This is a genomic window from Alcaligenes sp. (genome assembly GCF_050255915.1).
Taxonomy (GTDB): domain Bacteria; phylum Pseudomonadota; class Gammaproteobacteria; order Burkholderiales; family Burkholderiaceae_B; genus Alcaligenes; species Alcaligenes aquatilis.
Genome location: NZ_JBFWIQ010000017.1, coordinates 39,714 through 55,433, shown reverse-complemented (window position 1 = coordinate 55,433; position 15,720 = coordinate 39,714). Strand labels below are relative to the sequence as shown.

General features: G+C 56.8%; 9 protein-coding genes and 1 pseudogene. 1 reads left to right on the top strand and 9 read right to left on the bottom strand.

Annotated features, from left to right (window positions below):
- Window positions 1–7: 7 nt before the first annotated feature.
- From AB7E06_RS17595 to AB7E06_RS17585, 3 genes and pseudogenes are all read right to left on the bottom strand, one after another.
- On the bottom strand, window positions 8–5,824 hold the full coding sequence (locus tag AB7E06_RS17595) for a YadA-like family protein (RefSeq protein ID WP_427957923.1): 5,817 nt from the start codon (window positions 5,822–5,824) through the stop codon (window positions 8–10).
- Between the two features lie 27 nt (window positions 5,825–5,851).
- A pseudogene (locus AB7E06_RS17590) lies at window positions 5,852–5,983 on the bottom strand (ESPR domain-containing protein); the annotation flags it as partial.
- Between the two features lie 2 nt (window positions 5,984–5,985).
- Window positions 5,986–7,269 (bottom strand): EAL domain-containing protein, encoded by a 1,284-nt coding sequence (locus AB7E06_RS17585; protein WP_427957896.1) that lies wholly within the window; start codon window positions 7,267–7,269, stop codon window positions 5,986–5,988.
- Window positions 7,270–7,841: 572 nt separating this feature from the next.
- On the opposite strand from AB7E06_RS17585, the gene AB7E06_RS17580 reads away from it, so the two are divergent.
- A complete protein-coding gene (locus AB7E06_RS17580) occupies window positions 7,842–8,405 on the top strand; it encodes a recombinase family protein (protein ID WP_094198414.1) in 564 nt (187 codons plus the stop codon).
- Window positions 8,406–8,505: 100 nt separating this feature from the next.
- Here AB7E06_RS17580 and gspF read toward each other — a convergent pair whose 3' ends face one another.
- Genes gspF through AB7E06_RS17550 form a run of 6 tightly spaced genes read right to left on the bottom strand, consistent with a single transcriptional unit; the run spans window position 8,506 to window position 15,720 of the window.
- Window positions 8,506–9,708, bottom strand: coding sequence for a type II secretion system inner membrane protein GspF (gene gspF, locus AB7E06_RS17575; protein WP_094197496.1), 1,203 nt, complete (start codon window positions 9,706–9,708; stop codon window positions 8,506–8,508).
- A gap of 14 nt (window positions 9,709–9,722) precedes the next feature.
- Window positions 9,723–11,141 (bottom strand): type II secretion system ATPase GspE, encoded by a 1,419-nt coding sequence (gene gspE / locus AB7E06_RS17570; RefSeq protein WP_427957893.1) that lies wholly within the window; start codon window positions 11,139–11,141, stop codon window positions 9,723–9,725.
- Window positions 11,138–13,447, bottom strand: a complete 2,310-nt coding sequence (gene gspD, locus AB7E06_RS17565) for a type II secretion system secretin GspD (protein WP_125277653.1) — start codon at window positions 13,445–13,447, stop codon at window positions 11,138–11,140. Before gspD ends, gspE begins: the two co-directional genes overlap by 4 nt.
- Before the next feature lie 13 nt (window positions 13,448–13,460).
- Complete coding sequence (gene gspN, locus AB7E06_RS17560) at window positions 13,461–14,207, bottom strand: type II secretion system protein N (protein ID WP_264671983.1); 747 nt, start codon at window positions 14,205–14,207, stop codon at window positions 13,461–13,463.
- Entirely contained in the window at window positions 14,204–14,755 is a 552-nt protein-coding gene (locus tag AB7E06_RS17555; RefSeq protein WP_264671984.1) for a type II secretion system protein M, read from the bottom strand. The genes gspN and AB7E06_RS17555 overlap by 4 nt, the downstream gene beginning before the upstream one ends.
- The gene (locus AB7E06_RS17550) at window positions 14,752–15,720 is read right to left on the bottom strand and encodes a GspL/Epsl periplasmic domain-containing protein (RefSeq protein WP_230017574.1); all 969 of its coding nucleotides are present in this window, start codon (window positions 15,718–15,720) and stop codon (window positions 14,752–14,754) included. Before AB7E06_RS17550 ends, AB7E06_RS17555 begins: the two co-directional genes overlap by 4 nt.

Sequence of the window (15,720 nt, the reverse complement as noted above, 5' to 3'; positions counted from 1 at the left end):
GGCCGGCTTACCATTGATAACCAATACCCACGGCACCACCATAATCACCGCGTGAGGTGGTGTTGCCCGAGAGCTTGTAGACCCATTTGCCGTTATCGGTAATTCCGGAGAAACCAATGGCCATACCGGACTCGCCACGCCAGGTACCTCCAGCCATGGACATCATGTGTTTGCCCGGCAAGTAAGCCTGGGGCAGTGACGCTGTTGCCATGGCGGCCGCCACACCTGCACTCAAGCGGTTATCCAGACGATTGATATCGTGACGAATATTGTTGATCTGGCCTTGCAGATTGCCCGCAACCTGATTCAACTGGCTCACGTTCACCGCATCGGTGTCATTGACACCCGCCGCCACATTGGTAATGTGCTTGCCGGACATATTGATGCCGTTCTCATTGATGATCGGGCCACCGTTATTGATCTGAATTTCATCGGCCTGAACAGTCACCGCCGTAATGGAGTTGACCTTCAGATCCTGGGACACCGACACCTTGATATCAGCGCCAACGGTCTGGCCTGCATCATTGACCCGGTCCGTCTTGGAGATCACGATGTTGTCACCTTCAACAAAGCCCACCGTGTTGCCATTGTGGATAGGCGTGCCATCACCGGAGCCATTATTGCCACCGCCTGTGGAGCCGGAGCCATTGCCATTGGAACCACCGGTATTGCCGCCTTCCTTGCCATCCGTCGGTGCCTCAACATTCCAGTGCATGCTGTCCAAAACATCTTTCAAGGAGGAATGCTGGCCACCGTTGTAAGCAAACGAGCCGTTTCCATCCAGACCAATAAAGGACTCGATAGGCTGGAGCTGGCCGTAATTGACGGCATCCGTCGGATTGCGACCGGCGGCCACATTGGTGATGCGCATATCACCTGCATTGATGCCAGCCAGGGTGATGCTCGGGCCATTGTTGATGATCAGGCCGGTGTTACCCAGGTGTACGTCGTTTCCTACCGCAACCCCTGCGTTGTTGATGACGGTATCGCCGGTCTTCAGGCTGCCATCTGCACCCAGATCAATGTCCTTGTTCAGCTTGACTTCAAGCTGTCCGGAATCATCGGTGCCGGTCTGCTCGACCGTGACATTCTTGTCACCGACAAACGCAACCTGGCCGTTCGGGCCAATATTGGCGCTATTACCCTGCGCATCAGTCACATTCCAACCAGCGCTGGCAAGGTCATTGACTTGCTTGAGCTGGTCTTCAGTAGCCGCCTGACCGCTGGTGTAGTTGTCCGGATCCCAAGTCAGATTGGTCAGGCCACCAATTCGGCCAGTATCACCATTGATCGTGACCGGGTTTGCTCCGCCCACCACGACCTGCGTGCTGCCGATAGCCGTGCTGTTACCGGCCGCATCTGCTACCGTGATCGAACCTGCGCCTACGGTAGTCGTGTCACCGGCGGCATTGCTGACCGTGGTACCTGCCGCTGTCGTGGAGGTTTTGTTACCGGCCCCATCATCCACAGTCAGACCGTCGTTATTGACGACCGTATTTCCTGTCGTCAGGCTGCCATCCGCACCCAGATCAATGTCCTTGTTCAGGTTCAAGGCCAGGTCCGTGCCTTCACGCGAAATATTGATGTTGCCGTCCGTATTGCTGAAGTCCACCGAAGCACCTGGCTTGACGTTCTCGGCGGCACCACCATTGGCACTGATGTTCCAGCCTGCGTTGGCAACCTCTTCAACTTCCTTCAACTGCGACACATTCACGGCGTCAGTATCTTCTGTACCGACAGCCAGATTGGTGATCTTCTTGCCACCCATATTGATGCCGTCGCCGTTGATCACCGGACCACCATTGTTGATGGTGATGCTGTTCAGATCCGTCAGGTTCTGAGCCATGACCAAGTTCAGCTTGTTTCCATCGCTATCGACGCGCAGGTTCGCACCGGTAGAGGCTTCGCCCTCGGCCAGTTCACCTGAAATAGCCAACGGCGTGCTGTCGCCCAGCGTCTTGGCAATAGTGCTACCGGTATTGCCTGCAAAGCTCAAGCCGTCATTCTGGGTAGCGACTTCACTGCCCTTGTAAATGACATCACCCGCGTTGTTAACGACAAAGTTGTCACCCAGACGGGTTTCACCCTGAACGGTCAGGTTATTGGTAGTGATGCTATCGCCATTGACGACCGTATCGCCCACAGTGACGCTATCACCGTTGATCACGGTATCGCCCACGGTAATGCTGTTGCCTACGGTCAGATCATCGGCCAAATTGAAGGCCAGATCAGTGTCGGTGCGAGTCACCGTGATGTTGCCATCGTCATTGCTGAAGTCCACCGATGCACCTGGCTTAACGTTCTCGGCAGCACCACCATTGGCACTGATGTTCCAGCCTGCGTTGGCAACCTCTTCAACTTCCTTCAACTGCGACACATTCACGGCGTCAGTATCTTCTGTACCGACAGCCAGATTGGTGATCTTCTTGCCACCCATATTGATGCCGTCGCCGTTGATCACCGGACCACCATTGTTGATGGTGATGCTGTTCAGATCCGTCAGGTTCTGAGCCATGACCAAGTTCAGCTTGTTTCCATCGCTATCGACGCGCAGGTTCGCACCGGTAGAGGCTTCGCCCTCGGCCAGTTCACCTGAAATAGCCAACGGCGTGCTGTCGCCCAGCGTCTTGGCAATAGTGCTACCGGTATTGCCTGCAAAGCTCAAGCCGTCATTCTGGGTAGCGACTTCACTGCCCTTGTAAATGACATCACCCGCGTTGTTAACGACAAAGTTGTCACCCAGACGGGTTTCACCCTGAACGGTCAGGTTATTGGTAGTGATGCTATCGCCATTGACGACCGTATCGCCCACAGTGACGCTATCACCGTTGATCACGGTATCGCCCACGGTAATGCTGTTGCCTACGGTCAGATCATCGGCCAAATTGAAGGCCAGATCGGTGTCGGTGCGAGTCACCGTGATGTTGCCATCGTCATTGCTGAAGTCCACCGAGCCGCCCGGCTTGACGTTCTCGCTAGCGGCACCATTGGCACTCACATGCCAGCCTTGAGCAGCATATTTGATCGCATCGTGCACCGTGTTTTCGCCGGTATCACCGATATTGCTCATGCTCAGGCTGCCGTCAGAAGCCAGCGCGGCATTGCCACCCAAGATGTTTTTCGTGGTGTTGGCCACATTGCCCAGCACCGCGTTCGTAGCATACAGTTGGCTGCCATTGATCGCATCTGTGCTGCCGGGGTTGATCCGACCAGCAGCCACATTTGTCAGTGTGCGCTTGTCCTGCTCCGTTCCCACACTGACGGTGCCAACAGGATTCGTACCGGCAAAATTGCCATAGCTCAATCCATTTAATGAAGCATTGCTTGTGCCAACTGCGCCTGCAGTCACCGCAGCATCCCCCAGTGCGACCGAACGTGCATTGCCTGCCTGTGCGCCCTGTCCAATAGCGACAGCACGGTCAGCCGTGCTGCGAGAGTCTGCGCCCAGCGCAATCGCCTGTCGTTCGATAGCCCAGGCATCACGGCCCTGCGCAATCGAATCTTCGCCAAAGGCATGAGCGCCCTTGCCCTGTGCCTGTGCATAATCAGCCGTTGCCTGTGCTTCCCGTCCGACCGCGATGCTGCTGTTGAACTCGGCTACAGAATCCGTACCCAGCGCAATGGAGTCGCGGTTCTTGTCCTGGTTTTCCACATCAGGATTAGCTTGGCCTGAGCGAGCGCGAGTTCCCATGGCAATACCGCGTGCCGCAAAGGTTTCGGCATCCGTACCGCTGGCTTGGGAATCACCGGCAGCCGCCCGTGACCGGGTGCCAAAGGCCATGGCGTCATTGGCTGTTGCCGTTGCATTGCTACCCTGGGCAATACCGCGAGCCGCATTCACCACCGAGCCTTTACCAATCACAATCCCTTCCACTGCCGTGGAGCTGGACTCTGTACCAATCACAATTGAGTTCTCGACCGAAGGACCATTGGCCTGACGATCTGTATAAGAATCCCGACCAATGACGATGGAGTTCTTGTCACGGCTAACGACGTGCGTACCAATCGCCACACCGCCCTCATCTCGGGCCTCCGATTGTGAGTTACCAATGGTGGTGGAGTTCAACCCCAGTCCCTTGATGTTGTGCCCCAGCACAACAGCGGACACTCCCTCGGCTCCCGCCATGTGCCCGATTGCAACCGAGTCCCGCTCCTTGGTCGTGGCATCTGGGCCAATGGCAATCGAGTCAATCGCGGTGGCGGCCGCCCCGTTATTGTTCTTGTTGCCCTTATCCACACCACCGTCATTCACACTGAAATAACGTGTTTTACTGTCTTCAATCTGCTGCCCCCAGTCATCGCCAATTTTTTCAGCCAACTGGTCGTAATCCACGGGGCCACCCAAGGCAGCTTGATCCACAACCGCCTGCAACTGACGCACGTTCACCGCATCAGTATCATTGGCTCCGTCTTCCACATTGACAATACGACGCGTGAATGCATTTCCTGACTCACTGCTACCGACAGAAACCGCACTACCGGAGAATCCACGATTGGTAAATCGGCCTGTACCGGAAACATCACCTTGAACCGAGTGAGAGTTCAGGCCTAAAGCGACAAAACCACTGTCTGCATATGCATTTGGACCCATGGCTGTACCCGTGCCCAATGCCATTGACTGGCGACCTACGGCAACACCGGTATTGCCGGCGACCGCGTTATAGCCAATGGCAATGCCCTCTGTATCTGCACTGGCGTTGGCACCGATACCCACGGCACGATTTGACGTACGCCCCTGATTAGCATTGGTGCCCAGGCTAATGTTGTCATCGCCCGTCACACTGGAACCAGCCCCTTTCCCCATAGCGACGTTCTGATTGCCATCCATGCCATTGCCGGCATTGTCACCAATTGCCGCATTGAACTGGCCCTTGACGTTCTGACCGCTAGCCTGACCAATCGCAATATTGTGAGAGCGGTCTCCAGGCAGATGATTGCCCGTGGCCTTGCCGGCGTCACCACCGATGGAAATATTGTTTTCTGCATCGGCCTGAGCGCCCAGCCCCAAAGCGATACCGTTAACCCCACTGGCCTGTGCTTGCGTACCCAAAGCAAGCGCATTATGTCCACCTGCTGCTGCTTCACGACCCACCGCAACACTGGCCAGACCACTGCTCACACTGTCCTTGCCAATGGCTATGGCCGCCTCCGGTTTGGGCTGGCTGTCTGCACTGGCGACACGGGCACCATCACCCAGCGCAATGGCACTGTCGGCATCGGCCAACGCCCCCTGGCCTGCGGCCATACTGCGATCACCCTCAGCCTTGGATTCAGGGCCAATCGCAATCGACTCTTCGCCGTTTGCCTCGGAATCGGGTTGTTCTGAATTGGCGCGGAAATACTTCACGCCAGGATTGGTATCATCCACACCCAAGGCGGTCAGATGATTGTTGATCGTTACCAGTCCTGCTTCAGCCGTTCCAATGCGGCTGCCCTGATCAGCAATGGCCGTTTCATTGCCCGAGATTCGGGTGTCATGACTCGTAATAGCCGTTTCATTGTCCGTAATACGAGTCCCATGATCCGTAAGAGTGGCCTCATTGCCAGCAACCCGAGCTTCCAGCCCATCAATCTTGCCAGTATTGGTCTGCACATCTGCAGCAGTGGCCGTTAACTGCGCCATGGTCGCCACAGACTCACCACCTACCGTAATCTGATCAGCACTCAAGGCACCGGAGACCGTCAGGCTGCTCAACCCGACAATGCTGCCTCCCCCAGTAAACTGGATGGTGCCGCCTGGAGCGGTAAAGTTAATCAGGTTGCTCTGGCCGTCGCCAGGAATCTCGACAGCAGCCCAGGCATTGCTCACTGCCAAAGCGCCCACTGTCAAACAAGCCGCCCATCCCATACGAGCGGACAAAGCCGAACACTTTCCCCCTTTTACGCAAGAAGAGCTGCGCTTTCCTTTCGCTGTCTTGTTCTCTGAAACGGCAACAAATGTTCCAGTTTGCTCATTCCATATGGTTTTATAGACGTGATTCATCTCTATTCCTGATCCTTTAAGGAATATCTGTTGAGTGCAAAGTTGGTGTGTGTGGGGTTGAAACTGTCTCGAACGGACAAAGGTTCCGCCCCCTCCCATGGGGGTTGAACGCAAGGAGATGTAATGAAGTAGCCCTGGACGGCATGCACACCGGCATCGACACTCAGCCGGAAATCCTGCTCCGTCTCAATGCCTTCTGCGATGACGTATTGGCTGATGCCACAAGAGGCCTGAACCCAGGAGTTCAGGGCGGCAATACCGTCCCTGTGCCGTGCTTGATGCACAAGGGTCTTATCAATCTTGATGACGTGAGGGCGGATCTGACGGGCCAGCTCCAAGGTGTTGAAACCAGCTCCGATATCATCAATGGCCACCTTGCAGCCCAGCCCGCGCAAGGTGCAAAGCAGCTTGGCGGCAGCCTCATGGTCAAAGACGCAGGCCGTCTCCGTGATTTCCAAAGTCAGGCGACTGGCTAACTGCGGAGCATTGCCCAACACAGCAATCAATAGTCGCCACCACGGCCCGAGCTGCAAGGACAAGGGAGAAATATTGCAGGCCAGGTGAATGTCCGGATAACGCTCCAGGAGCTGCACCACCGACCAAAGCACACTGGCATCAAGGCGTTCCGTAACATGCAAGCGCTCAATCGCCTGCACAACGGGTGCGCACGAGACTGACTGAAAGCCTGTGCCGGCATCGTCCCAGCGCAACAGCACCTCGTAGTACAGAACGTGATCGTGGTCCTGGACAAAGACAACGGGTTGAAAGGACAGGGCAATCTTGCCGTCTTGCATCTCTGCAAAGAAACGGGTTGCCAGCGCCATATCTTGTCGAGTCTGCTCGCAGTCCTGTGACTTGAGCTCGGAAAAGGCAATCGTGCTTGCCAGCGAACGCAGATGAGGGGGGTAAGCCGGCTGGTCAACGGATGCTTCCACCCAAGCCAGTACCACATTCACAAGGATGCGCTCAGTGCCACACCTGACTGGCTCATAGCACAGGGCCGCCTTGCATCGTTCGAGAAACAGATCCTTGTCAAACTGGGAGTGCAAACGGCTATCGCTCAAGCCGATCAGCACCGCACAGTCCAGTACCAGCATGTCGCTACGCGCCACGCCACAAAGACGCAGACGCTCCTGAATGGCGGACAAAAGAGCTTGCCGAAACACCCCCCCACCGTACGCCTGCGCAAGAGACTGCACACTGCGCAGCCCTAACAACAGATAGCTGCCCGAAGGAGTCGCTTTCTGCAACCAGCAAGACAAAGACTCTACCGACTGGACGCCCATTACGCGCCCCGCATCGCCGGCCGACGCTCTGGACGCTGAGCCTGAATCAGCGCTTTACTTTCAACCGGGCTACGGTCAAAAAGCCTCCTTTATGTCAACATCATTTCCATAACAAATAGACACGTTTGTACGTGGAAACTACGCTGAAAAGGATCATTTCGATGCGCTATTCGGTTGGGACTAAAAGGAGGCTTCTTGTCAAAATTACAGGCCTATTTACGCCTTTTCTTAACCATTGTTGACTCTTGCCTATGGCTAGCTGCAACGTTCTTCAGAAAGTGCATCGGCCAGACCTACTTCGTGTTGACACACATGTGCCAGCCGCTAACACTTAATCAGTATCTGCATCTGAAACACAGCGTTAATAAAAAATTACGTAATAGTTTTTATTGCAGTACGAGCGACCTCAATCGCCGTTTACGTGGCAGCAGGTTTGCATGCGGTTAGTAAAACTTGACATCGCGTGGCCAACATTCCACTAGACCATCCTTGGGTTTACTAAGATCGATTGCATTGAGATGTACTCGAGTGGGGGGGGGGAGGCTGCGCTTTGCGCTAGAAAGATGGGTACTATGAGTAAGAAATATGGATATGCACGCGTTTCAACACAGGATCAAAACCTGGACCTACAGATCGCGGCTTTAAAAAAAGTGAATTGTGATCATATCTATACGGATAGAGGAATATCCGGGGCTAAAGCCTCACGTCCAGGACTGAATCATCTGCAGCAAAAATTGAAATCGGGCGACACGCTGATTGTTTGGCGTCTAGATAGACTGGGTAGGTCATTGCGTTATTTAGTCGATACCATTGATCGCTTGGGCAAAGAGAATATCCATTTCATTTCCCTGACGGAAAATATAGACACCACAACGTCAGGCGGCAGATTGCTTTTTCATATGATGGCCGCCCTGGCCGAATTTGAACGATCTCTGATTAGCGAACGCACTCGCGCGGGAATGGCAGCGGCACGTGCCAATGGCAGACCACTAGGCAGACGCCCTGCCCTATCGCCTGCTCAACATCAAGAAGCCCTTATTGCGCTGACAAATCATGTTCCACTGAACATTGTGGCAAAGAAATATGACGTCCACCCCAGGACTATTCGCCGCATCAAAGCCATGTCCTCCTCATAGCTAAAACAACGCCGGAACAAAAGGGCCACTGTCATTGCCGCCAGCGGTCAATATGGTGGCAATGCTCTAAATAGAAAAAAAGCAGAAACACTGCCACCTTTTACTGCACCAGTTGATTCATCTCGATAATAGGCAGCATCACGGCCAGCACAATCAGCAGCACCAAACCACCCATCAGCAGAATCATCAAGGGTTCCAGCAAGGCGGTCATGGTCAGGGCCTTGCGCTCCAGTTCAGTCGACAAGGTCGTGGCCGCACGATCGAGCATAGGGGCCAGTTCGCCAGTTTTTTCACCGCTGGCAATCAGTTGTACCAATAATGGCGGGAACAAGGCACTGCGTTGCAAGGCAGTCGCCAAAGGCAGACCCTCGCGCACATGAATAGCGGCCTGATTCACCGCATCGCGCAAGGCCAGATTCGAGACCGTACGTCCTGCCGCTTCCAGGGCAGTCAGCAAAGCCACATTGCTACCAGCCAGAATCGCCAGCGTGGCGGCAAAACGAGCAGTATCCACACCCAGCAAATAGCCCCCCAGAACGGGCACGCTTAACAGCCGTCGATGAAAGGCCAGCTTCAAGGCCGGTTGTCGCAACAGGAAAGCGGCCAGCACAGCCAGCAGTAGTAACACCACAAACAGCACCACACCCCAGTCGCGTAACAGATCGCTGGCGCCGATCATCACGCGCGTGAGCATGGGCAATTGCTGTTTGGCTTGGGTAAATGCGCCCACCACCTGGGGGACGACATAGCTCAGCAAAAACACCACCATCGCCACAGAAATCAGGCTGACGATGGCGGGATAAATAAAGGCTGTCAGCACCTTGCCGCGCAAGGCTCCGCTGTCTTCGATAAAGCTGGCCAGACGATCCAACACTTGTTCCAGTTCACCGGACTGCTCACCTGCCCGCACCAATGCTCGGTAAATTTCAGGAAAGTCACGAGGGTGATTGGCCAGGGCATCGCTCAGGCTTTGTCCTGCTCGGATATCAGCACGCAAGGCTGCCAGCAGTTGCACCAAAGGCCGACGCGTCGCCTGCTCAATCACCACTCCCAGGCTGGCCTCCAAAGACAAGCCCGCCGCCACCAGACTGGCTAACTGACGAGTCAGCCAGGATAGCTCGGTGCGGCGCAAACCCGCACTGCGGGCACGAGCCACAGCACGACTGCGCCCCGCTTTCAGGGAAACGGTCAGCAGACCTCGAGACAGCAATTGCTGGCGTGCCAGACGCTCGCTCTCGGCCTCCAGCACCCCCCGTTCGCTGCGACCGGCCTGATCCACGGCCTCATAGTGATAGGTCCCCATACTGTCCTGCCCGCCTATAACTCGCGCGTGACGCGCAATACTTCTTCAGGCGTACTGACGCCCTGCTCCACCCACCGCTGAGCATCTTCACGCAAGCTTCGCATGCCCGATTCACGCGCGGCCTGACGCAAGGCGGGTTCGGCTCCGGCGTCATTTAACAAGTGCTGGGCACGTTCATCGATGCGATACAGCTCATGAATCCCAGTACGCCCCTGATAGCCCGTATGGGCACACTGTTGGCAACCTTCAGGGCTAGCCCGGTATTGCCCCTGCTCGGCAGGTTGACGGCAATGTCGGCACAGTTTGCGTATCAATCGCTGGGCCAGCACACCCCGCAAGGTAGAGGCCAGCAAAAAAGGCTCCACCCCCATATCCACCAAGCGAGTGGCCGCAGACACCGCATCATTGGTGTGCAAGGTAGCCAGCACCAAGTGGCCAGTCAGGGAAGCCTGCACCGCAATCTGCGCGGTTTCCATATCCCGGATTTCTCCGATCATGATGATGTCCGGGTCTTGTCGCAATATGGCGCGCAAGGCGCGCGCGAAACTCAATTCAATACGAGGGTTGACCTGCGTCTGGCCGACGCCAGGCAAGTCATACTCAATCGGATCTTCGACGGTCAGCACATTGCTGCGTGCCGTATCAATGCGCCCCAAAGCGGCATATAAAGTCGTGGTTTTACCGCTGCCGGTAGGCCCGGTGACCAGCACAATGCCGTGTGGTTGATGAATCAGCTCATCGAGCTGAGCCAAAATATCCGGGGCCATGCCCAGACGCTCTAGCTCCAGTTGCCCGGCTGACTTGTCCAGCAGGCGCATCACGGCGCGTTCGCCATGTCCGGTAGGCAGAATCGAGACACGCAGGTCCAGCGCCCTGCCTCCTACTTTCAAGGCAATACGGCCATCTTGTGGGAGCCGCTTTTCGGCAATATCCAGGCTGGCCATGATCTTGATACGGGACACCAAGGCTCCGTGCAAGGCCCGGCGCGGGCTGACGATATCGCGCAAACGGCCATCCACTCGATAGCGCACGACCGAGTGGGTTTCATACGGCTCCAGGTGAATATCACTGGCGCCATCCCGCACAGCCTGGGTAAACAAGGCATTAATCATGCGAATGACCGGCGCATCGTCCTGATTTTCCAGCAAGTCGGTGACAGCGGGCAATTCCTGCATCAGTCGATCCAGGTCCACCTCGTTGGCAGCGGCATCCACCACGCTGGCAGCATCGTCGCCCTGTGCATAACTGGCATCAATCAAGGTATCCAGTTCGGCATCTGGGATTTGCCGCTCGTCCAGCTCGGGATAGCGTCGCCGCAACTCCACCAAGGCCCAATCCGGTGTGCGCTCGCTAATCACCAACGTGCCCACACCTTGCTGCTGCGTCAGCACCGCGCGGTGCTGACGTGCCCAGGAGTAAGGCAGGCGGGTCATAGCGTCTCTCGCAGGTCTACCGCAGCGGATGAACCGGCGGCCTGTGGCAAGACCATGTGTCCCGCATCAGGGTGAAACCAGGTGGAACGATCCGGCAGTCCAGTCTGCACGGCACGCATATAGTTGTAGCGGTCCAAAGACAGACTCTGGCTGTCCTGCGCGTTACGCACGATATGCGGACGCAAGAACACCATCAAATTGGTTTTTGTACGCTTGCGTTTCTCGTACTTGAAAAGGCTGCCTACCAGCGGAATATCTCCCAGCAAAGGCACCGATTGTGTACCGTCCTCAATCGAGTCTTCCAGCAAGCCACCCAGCACAATGATCTGGCCATCATCCACCAGCACATTCGTGCTCAGTGCACGTTTGCGTGTGACGGGCGAGTTGGCCGATACCGACATGGCTGTATCGATACTGCTGACTTCCTGATAGAGCGCCATCTTGACGGTGCCCCCTTCCGAGATCTGCGGGCGCACTTTCAAGGTCAGCCCCACGTCTTCACGCTGAATCGTCTGGAACGGATTGCTGGCCCCGTCGCCCGTGGTGGTGTATTGGCCCGTCACAAAGGGAACGGTACGGCCCACCATGATGCTGGCTTCTTCATTGTCCAGCGTCATCAAGTTAGGAGTAGACAGAATATTGGTGCCCCCCTGGCGCTCCAGCGCTCGCGCCAGTACACCTAGATTGACAATCTGCTGACCCAGCACGTTCACCGTGCCTTTCACCACACCCAGGCTCAAACCAGCAGCCAAGGAATCAAGCGTCGTTGCCCCAGCCTTGGTGATACCGCTACCGCCCAGATTGGCACCGCCCACAAAGCCCGAGCCGCCGTCCGAAATATTGCCGCCGCCCGTCATCCACTGAATGCCGAACTCGGCCGCATTTTCTGCATTCACCTCCACGATCAGGCTTTCGACCAGCACCTGAGCGCGACGTTGATCCAGTTGGTCGATCACTTCACGCAAGCTGCGGTAGACCGGATCGGGGGCCGAGATAATCAAGGTATTGGTAGACGGGTCGGCTTGAACAGTCGCCCCACCAGCGCTAAAGGCCACGGTGCCACTGGCATTATTAGCGGCACTCAAGCCCATCTCGCCTTGGGACTGACCTGCTGTTGCCGACGTTTCCATTGCCTTGGCCGCGCCCGTGGTGCTGGAGGCATTGCCAGCAGGAGCCAGACTATTGCTCTGTTGCTGTCCACCCGTTGCCGTATTACCTGAGCCGGATTGCCCAGTCAAAGCAGCCCGCAACACTTCAGCCAACTGTACGGCCTGGGCATTACGCAAATAGACCACATGCAAATTGCCCTTATTGCTTTCCGGGCTGTCGATACGGCGTATCAAATCCCGCGCCAAATCCAGCCGAGCCGGACTGCCTGCCCGCACCAATACGGAATTGCTGCGCGGATCGGCAACCACCGTGATGCGTTGCGCCACATCATTTCCCGGAGTATCCAGCATTTGGGATGCCAAGGCCGCCACATCCAGCGCCACCCCGTAATCAATCGGGATGATGTCCGTATTCAAACCGGCAGGGGTATCGATCCCGGCGATCACCTGGGCAATGCGATCCAGATTATCACCATAGTCAGTCACAACCAGGGTGTTATTGGAGGGGTAAGCATTGATAGGATTGTTGGGCGAAATCATGGGCCGCAACACGGGAACCAGGGCCGTGGCATTTTCATAACGCAAGGTGAACACACGGGTTTCCAGCTCGCCACTGCCGCTGGCCCCGGCACCTGCGGCACGCACGGCACCGCCCTGTTGACGCGCCTCGGTTTCGGGCACTACTCGGCTGACCTTGCCATTGCGCAATACAGCAAACCCTTGCATCCGCAAGGCTGACAGCAACATCTCGTAGGCAGTGCGGGCGTCGACCGGCACCTCGGACACCAAGGTCAGTTGCCCTTTTACACGCGGGTCCACAATAAAGTTCTGGCCGGTAAAGCGCGCCAAGGCGGCCACCACCCCGTCCAGCTCAGCATCTACAAAATTCAAGGTAATGTCGTTGCCTTGCGGAAACTCGGCCGGGTCGGGCAGGTCGATCGGAGCGGCCCGGCCCCCGACTCGCTGCGGAACCCGACGCGTCACGGCAGCAGAAGGCGTATTGTCATTGGTAAAGCGCGGATCAGCCTGGGTACTGCGTACAGGCGTCTTGCCTACCGAAGCAAAAAACGAAGAAGGATCCGGGCCAGGCTCAGGTTTCTGACCTGTGCTGGCACAGGCGCTTAATAGGACGGCGGCCCCCAGACTTAAAAAGAAGCGAGGGCGCAGCCCAGGAAGTCGTTTGGTCAAGGTACTCATAGTCAAAATATGGTTATTCCTGCTTGCTAATCGTTGTGGCTATTCGCCATTGGGTCACACCCTGACGCTGAGGCCCCAAGGCCTCTAGTAACTCTTTGAATCGTTGATCGTCGGCCTGCTTGGCTTGGGCACGTCCTTCAAACAGCCCGCCTGCCGCCCCCCACTGACCCTGACCTGCCAAAGTCAGATCCCCCGCCAGGGTTCGCAGGCTTAGCTGCACACCCTGGCCCTTGCGGCTGACAGCCAATTGGTAATCACCCAGCTCGGCTTGGGCCGCCAAAGCCGAGCGCGCATTGCGCCAATCCAGCTCCAGCAAAGGTCCACTTTCAGCGGCCAGCGCCTGACTGGGCCAGCGCAACTGCAACTGCCCTTGCGGTTGTACGGTCTGCAACAAGGGATGCAAACGCCCTAAAAGCGCAGCGGGAACCGTTAGGCTTTGGCCAGAAATGCGCCAGCCTTGCAGGCTGGCTTGCAAGCGCACAGGCTGGTCCAGCCACGCATGGCTTACTTCCATTTGCGGCCAGGGCGTCAAACGCCAACGCCAACTGACAGGGCCGGGAACAGTGCGAGCCAACAAACCCGACCCCACCACCAGCAGACCTTGCCCGGAAGCCAGATTGCCGTGAGCCGTTTCCAGTCGTAGCGGCAATTGCTCCGGCTGCCAGATCAACATCATGCGGGCAGGCAAAAAGGGCACGGCGGCCAGCAGCAGACACACCGCCAACAAGGTCCAGGCCATGATTTTGGTCAGTTTTTTCATGCAGGCTCTCCTGCACCCAACACAATGCGGCCATCCAACAAACCTGCACGTTCGCGGCTATCTACCACCGAGCGACTCAGGCTGACTTCTTGCACGGCAAAGCCCAGCACACGAGGGGCGTGCATCAACCAATCCATCAAGGCAGGAGCGGCCACGGCCTGGCAGACCAGAACACGCTGCTCGGCCGGCGACACCTCTGTCTGACATTGGGTGCCCAAAGTCTGCAAGCTGCGCTGCAAGGCTTTGTCTTGTCCTTGCGCGTCAACCGGCGCGACCAGCTCTTTATCCAGGACCTGAATTTGCGACAACACGGTTTGCAGTTGCGCCATCTCATACTGCAGGCGCGGCAGCTCTTGTTTTGCCAAGGCCAGATCACGAACAGCGGGACGTAACAGCAACAACCACAGAAGCATCACAAGCAGCACAGCCCCCAATACCGACAAGGCCAACTGATCCCGACGGCTCAAGGCTCGCCAGTACTGTCGGGCAATGGCAAGCTTGTTATGGACGGTCAGCAGTACAGGCTGAAAGGCAGCAAATTTGCTCATTGCTGCCCCCCTTGCTGGCTGGACGCTTGCGCTGCTTTGTTCAAACCGATCTCCCACTGACGGGCCGACTCGCCCTGTTTCCACTCCAGCTCCGATTCAGCAGGCAAAGGTGGTGCAGGCAAATCGCTGGCCAGTGTCAAAAGCAACTGTTGGTCCTTGAAATTCAATGCGCGCACCTGTCCTTGCAAGGCAGGCCATTGCACGGCACTGGCCATCAACAACCGATCAAAAGGCGCCGAGGCCGGACTTTTATCGGCCAGCAAGCCGTCACGATGCTGTCTGGCCTGCGTCAAGGGCGCAACAATGACAGGCAAATGCGGCAAGGCTTGTCGAACAGCCTGCTCCATCTGGGTCTGTACCTGTTTCATCTGGGAGCGCAAGGACTGCGCCTGCTGCTGCAAGACCAAGGTCCAGCTCAATACCGCGGCCAGAGTCCACCACAGACTTTGGCGCAGCACGCTGTTCCCGCCGCCACTGGCGGCCATCTCCGGCATCAACAAGGAGCAAGCGGGTACTGTCAGCATTTGACCTTGGCCCTGCCTGTCTTGCTCATGCCCCTCGGACCAGGCATAGACTCCACTGAGAGGGACTCCGGCCTGGCGCGCTTGCTCTCCCAAGGCCAGCAAGGGCTGGCGCTCCGTCCAGACTAATTGACTCATACCGGCAGGCCCCGGTGCCGAGCAGGCCACCCACACCTGTTCAATAGGGCTCAAACACAAAGGCTCGACCGCACTGCAGGCCACGGCCTGCCGCCGCGACGCACTGACTGAAGGAATACGCGCCTCAGTCACCGTTGCCATCCCAGCCGGTAAAACCAGCTCCAACGATCGGGCCAGGGCTTTGAACTCCTGAATCGCTGCCCGGCCACGGCGCAATACCTTGGCACGCTTGTCGCGCAGCACAAAGTCCACCGGCTGATCCAGCCTAGGTGGGGAGTCCAAATAGATACGCAGCACTTTGCTCAT

Excerpts from the sequence above, each read along its gene's own strand:
- AB7E06_RS17585 (WP_427957896.1), bottom strand. The coding sequence starts at position 7,269 with ATGGGCGTCCAGTCGGTAGAGTCTTTGTCTTGCTGGTTGCAGAAAGCG.
- AB7E06_RS17580 (WP_094198414.1), top strand. The coding sequence starts at position 7,842 with ATGAGTAAGAAATATGGATATGCACGCGTTTCAACACAGGATCAAAAC.
- gspF (WP_094197496.1), bottom strand. The coding sequence starts at position 9,708 with ATGGGGACCTATCACTATGAGGCCGTGGATCAGGCCGGTCGCAGCGAA.
- gspE (WP_427957893.1), bottom strand. The coding sequence starts at position 11,141 with ATGACCCGCCTGCCTTACTCCTGGGCACGTCAGCACCGCGCGGTGCTG.
- gspD (WP_125277653.1), bottom strand. The coding sequence starts at position 13,447 with ATGAGTACCTTGACCAAACGACTTCCTGGGCTGCGCCCTCGCTTCTTT.
- gspN (WP_264671983.1), bottom strand. The coding sequence starts at position 14,207 with ATGAAAAAACTGACCAAAATCATGGCCTGGACCTTGTTGGCGGTGTGT.
- AB7E06_RS17555 (WP_264671984.1), bottom strand. The coding sequence starts at position 14,755 with ATGAGCAAATTTGCTGCCTTTCAGCCTGTACTGCTGACCGTCCATAAC.
- AB7E06_RS17550 (WP_230017574.1), bottom strand. The coding sequence starts at position 15,720 with ATGAGCAAAGTGCTGCGTATCTATTTGGACTCCCCACCTAGGCTGGAT.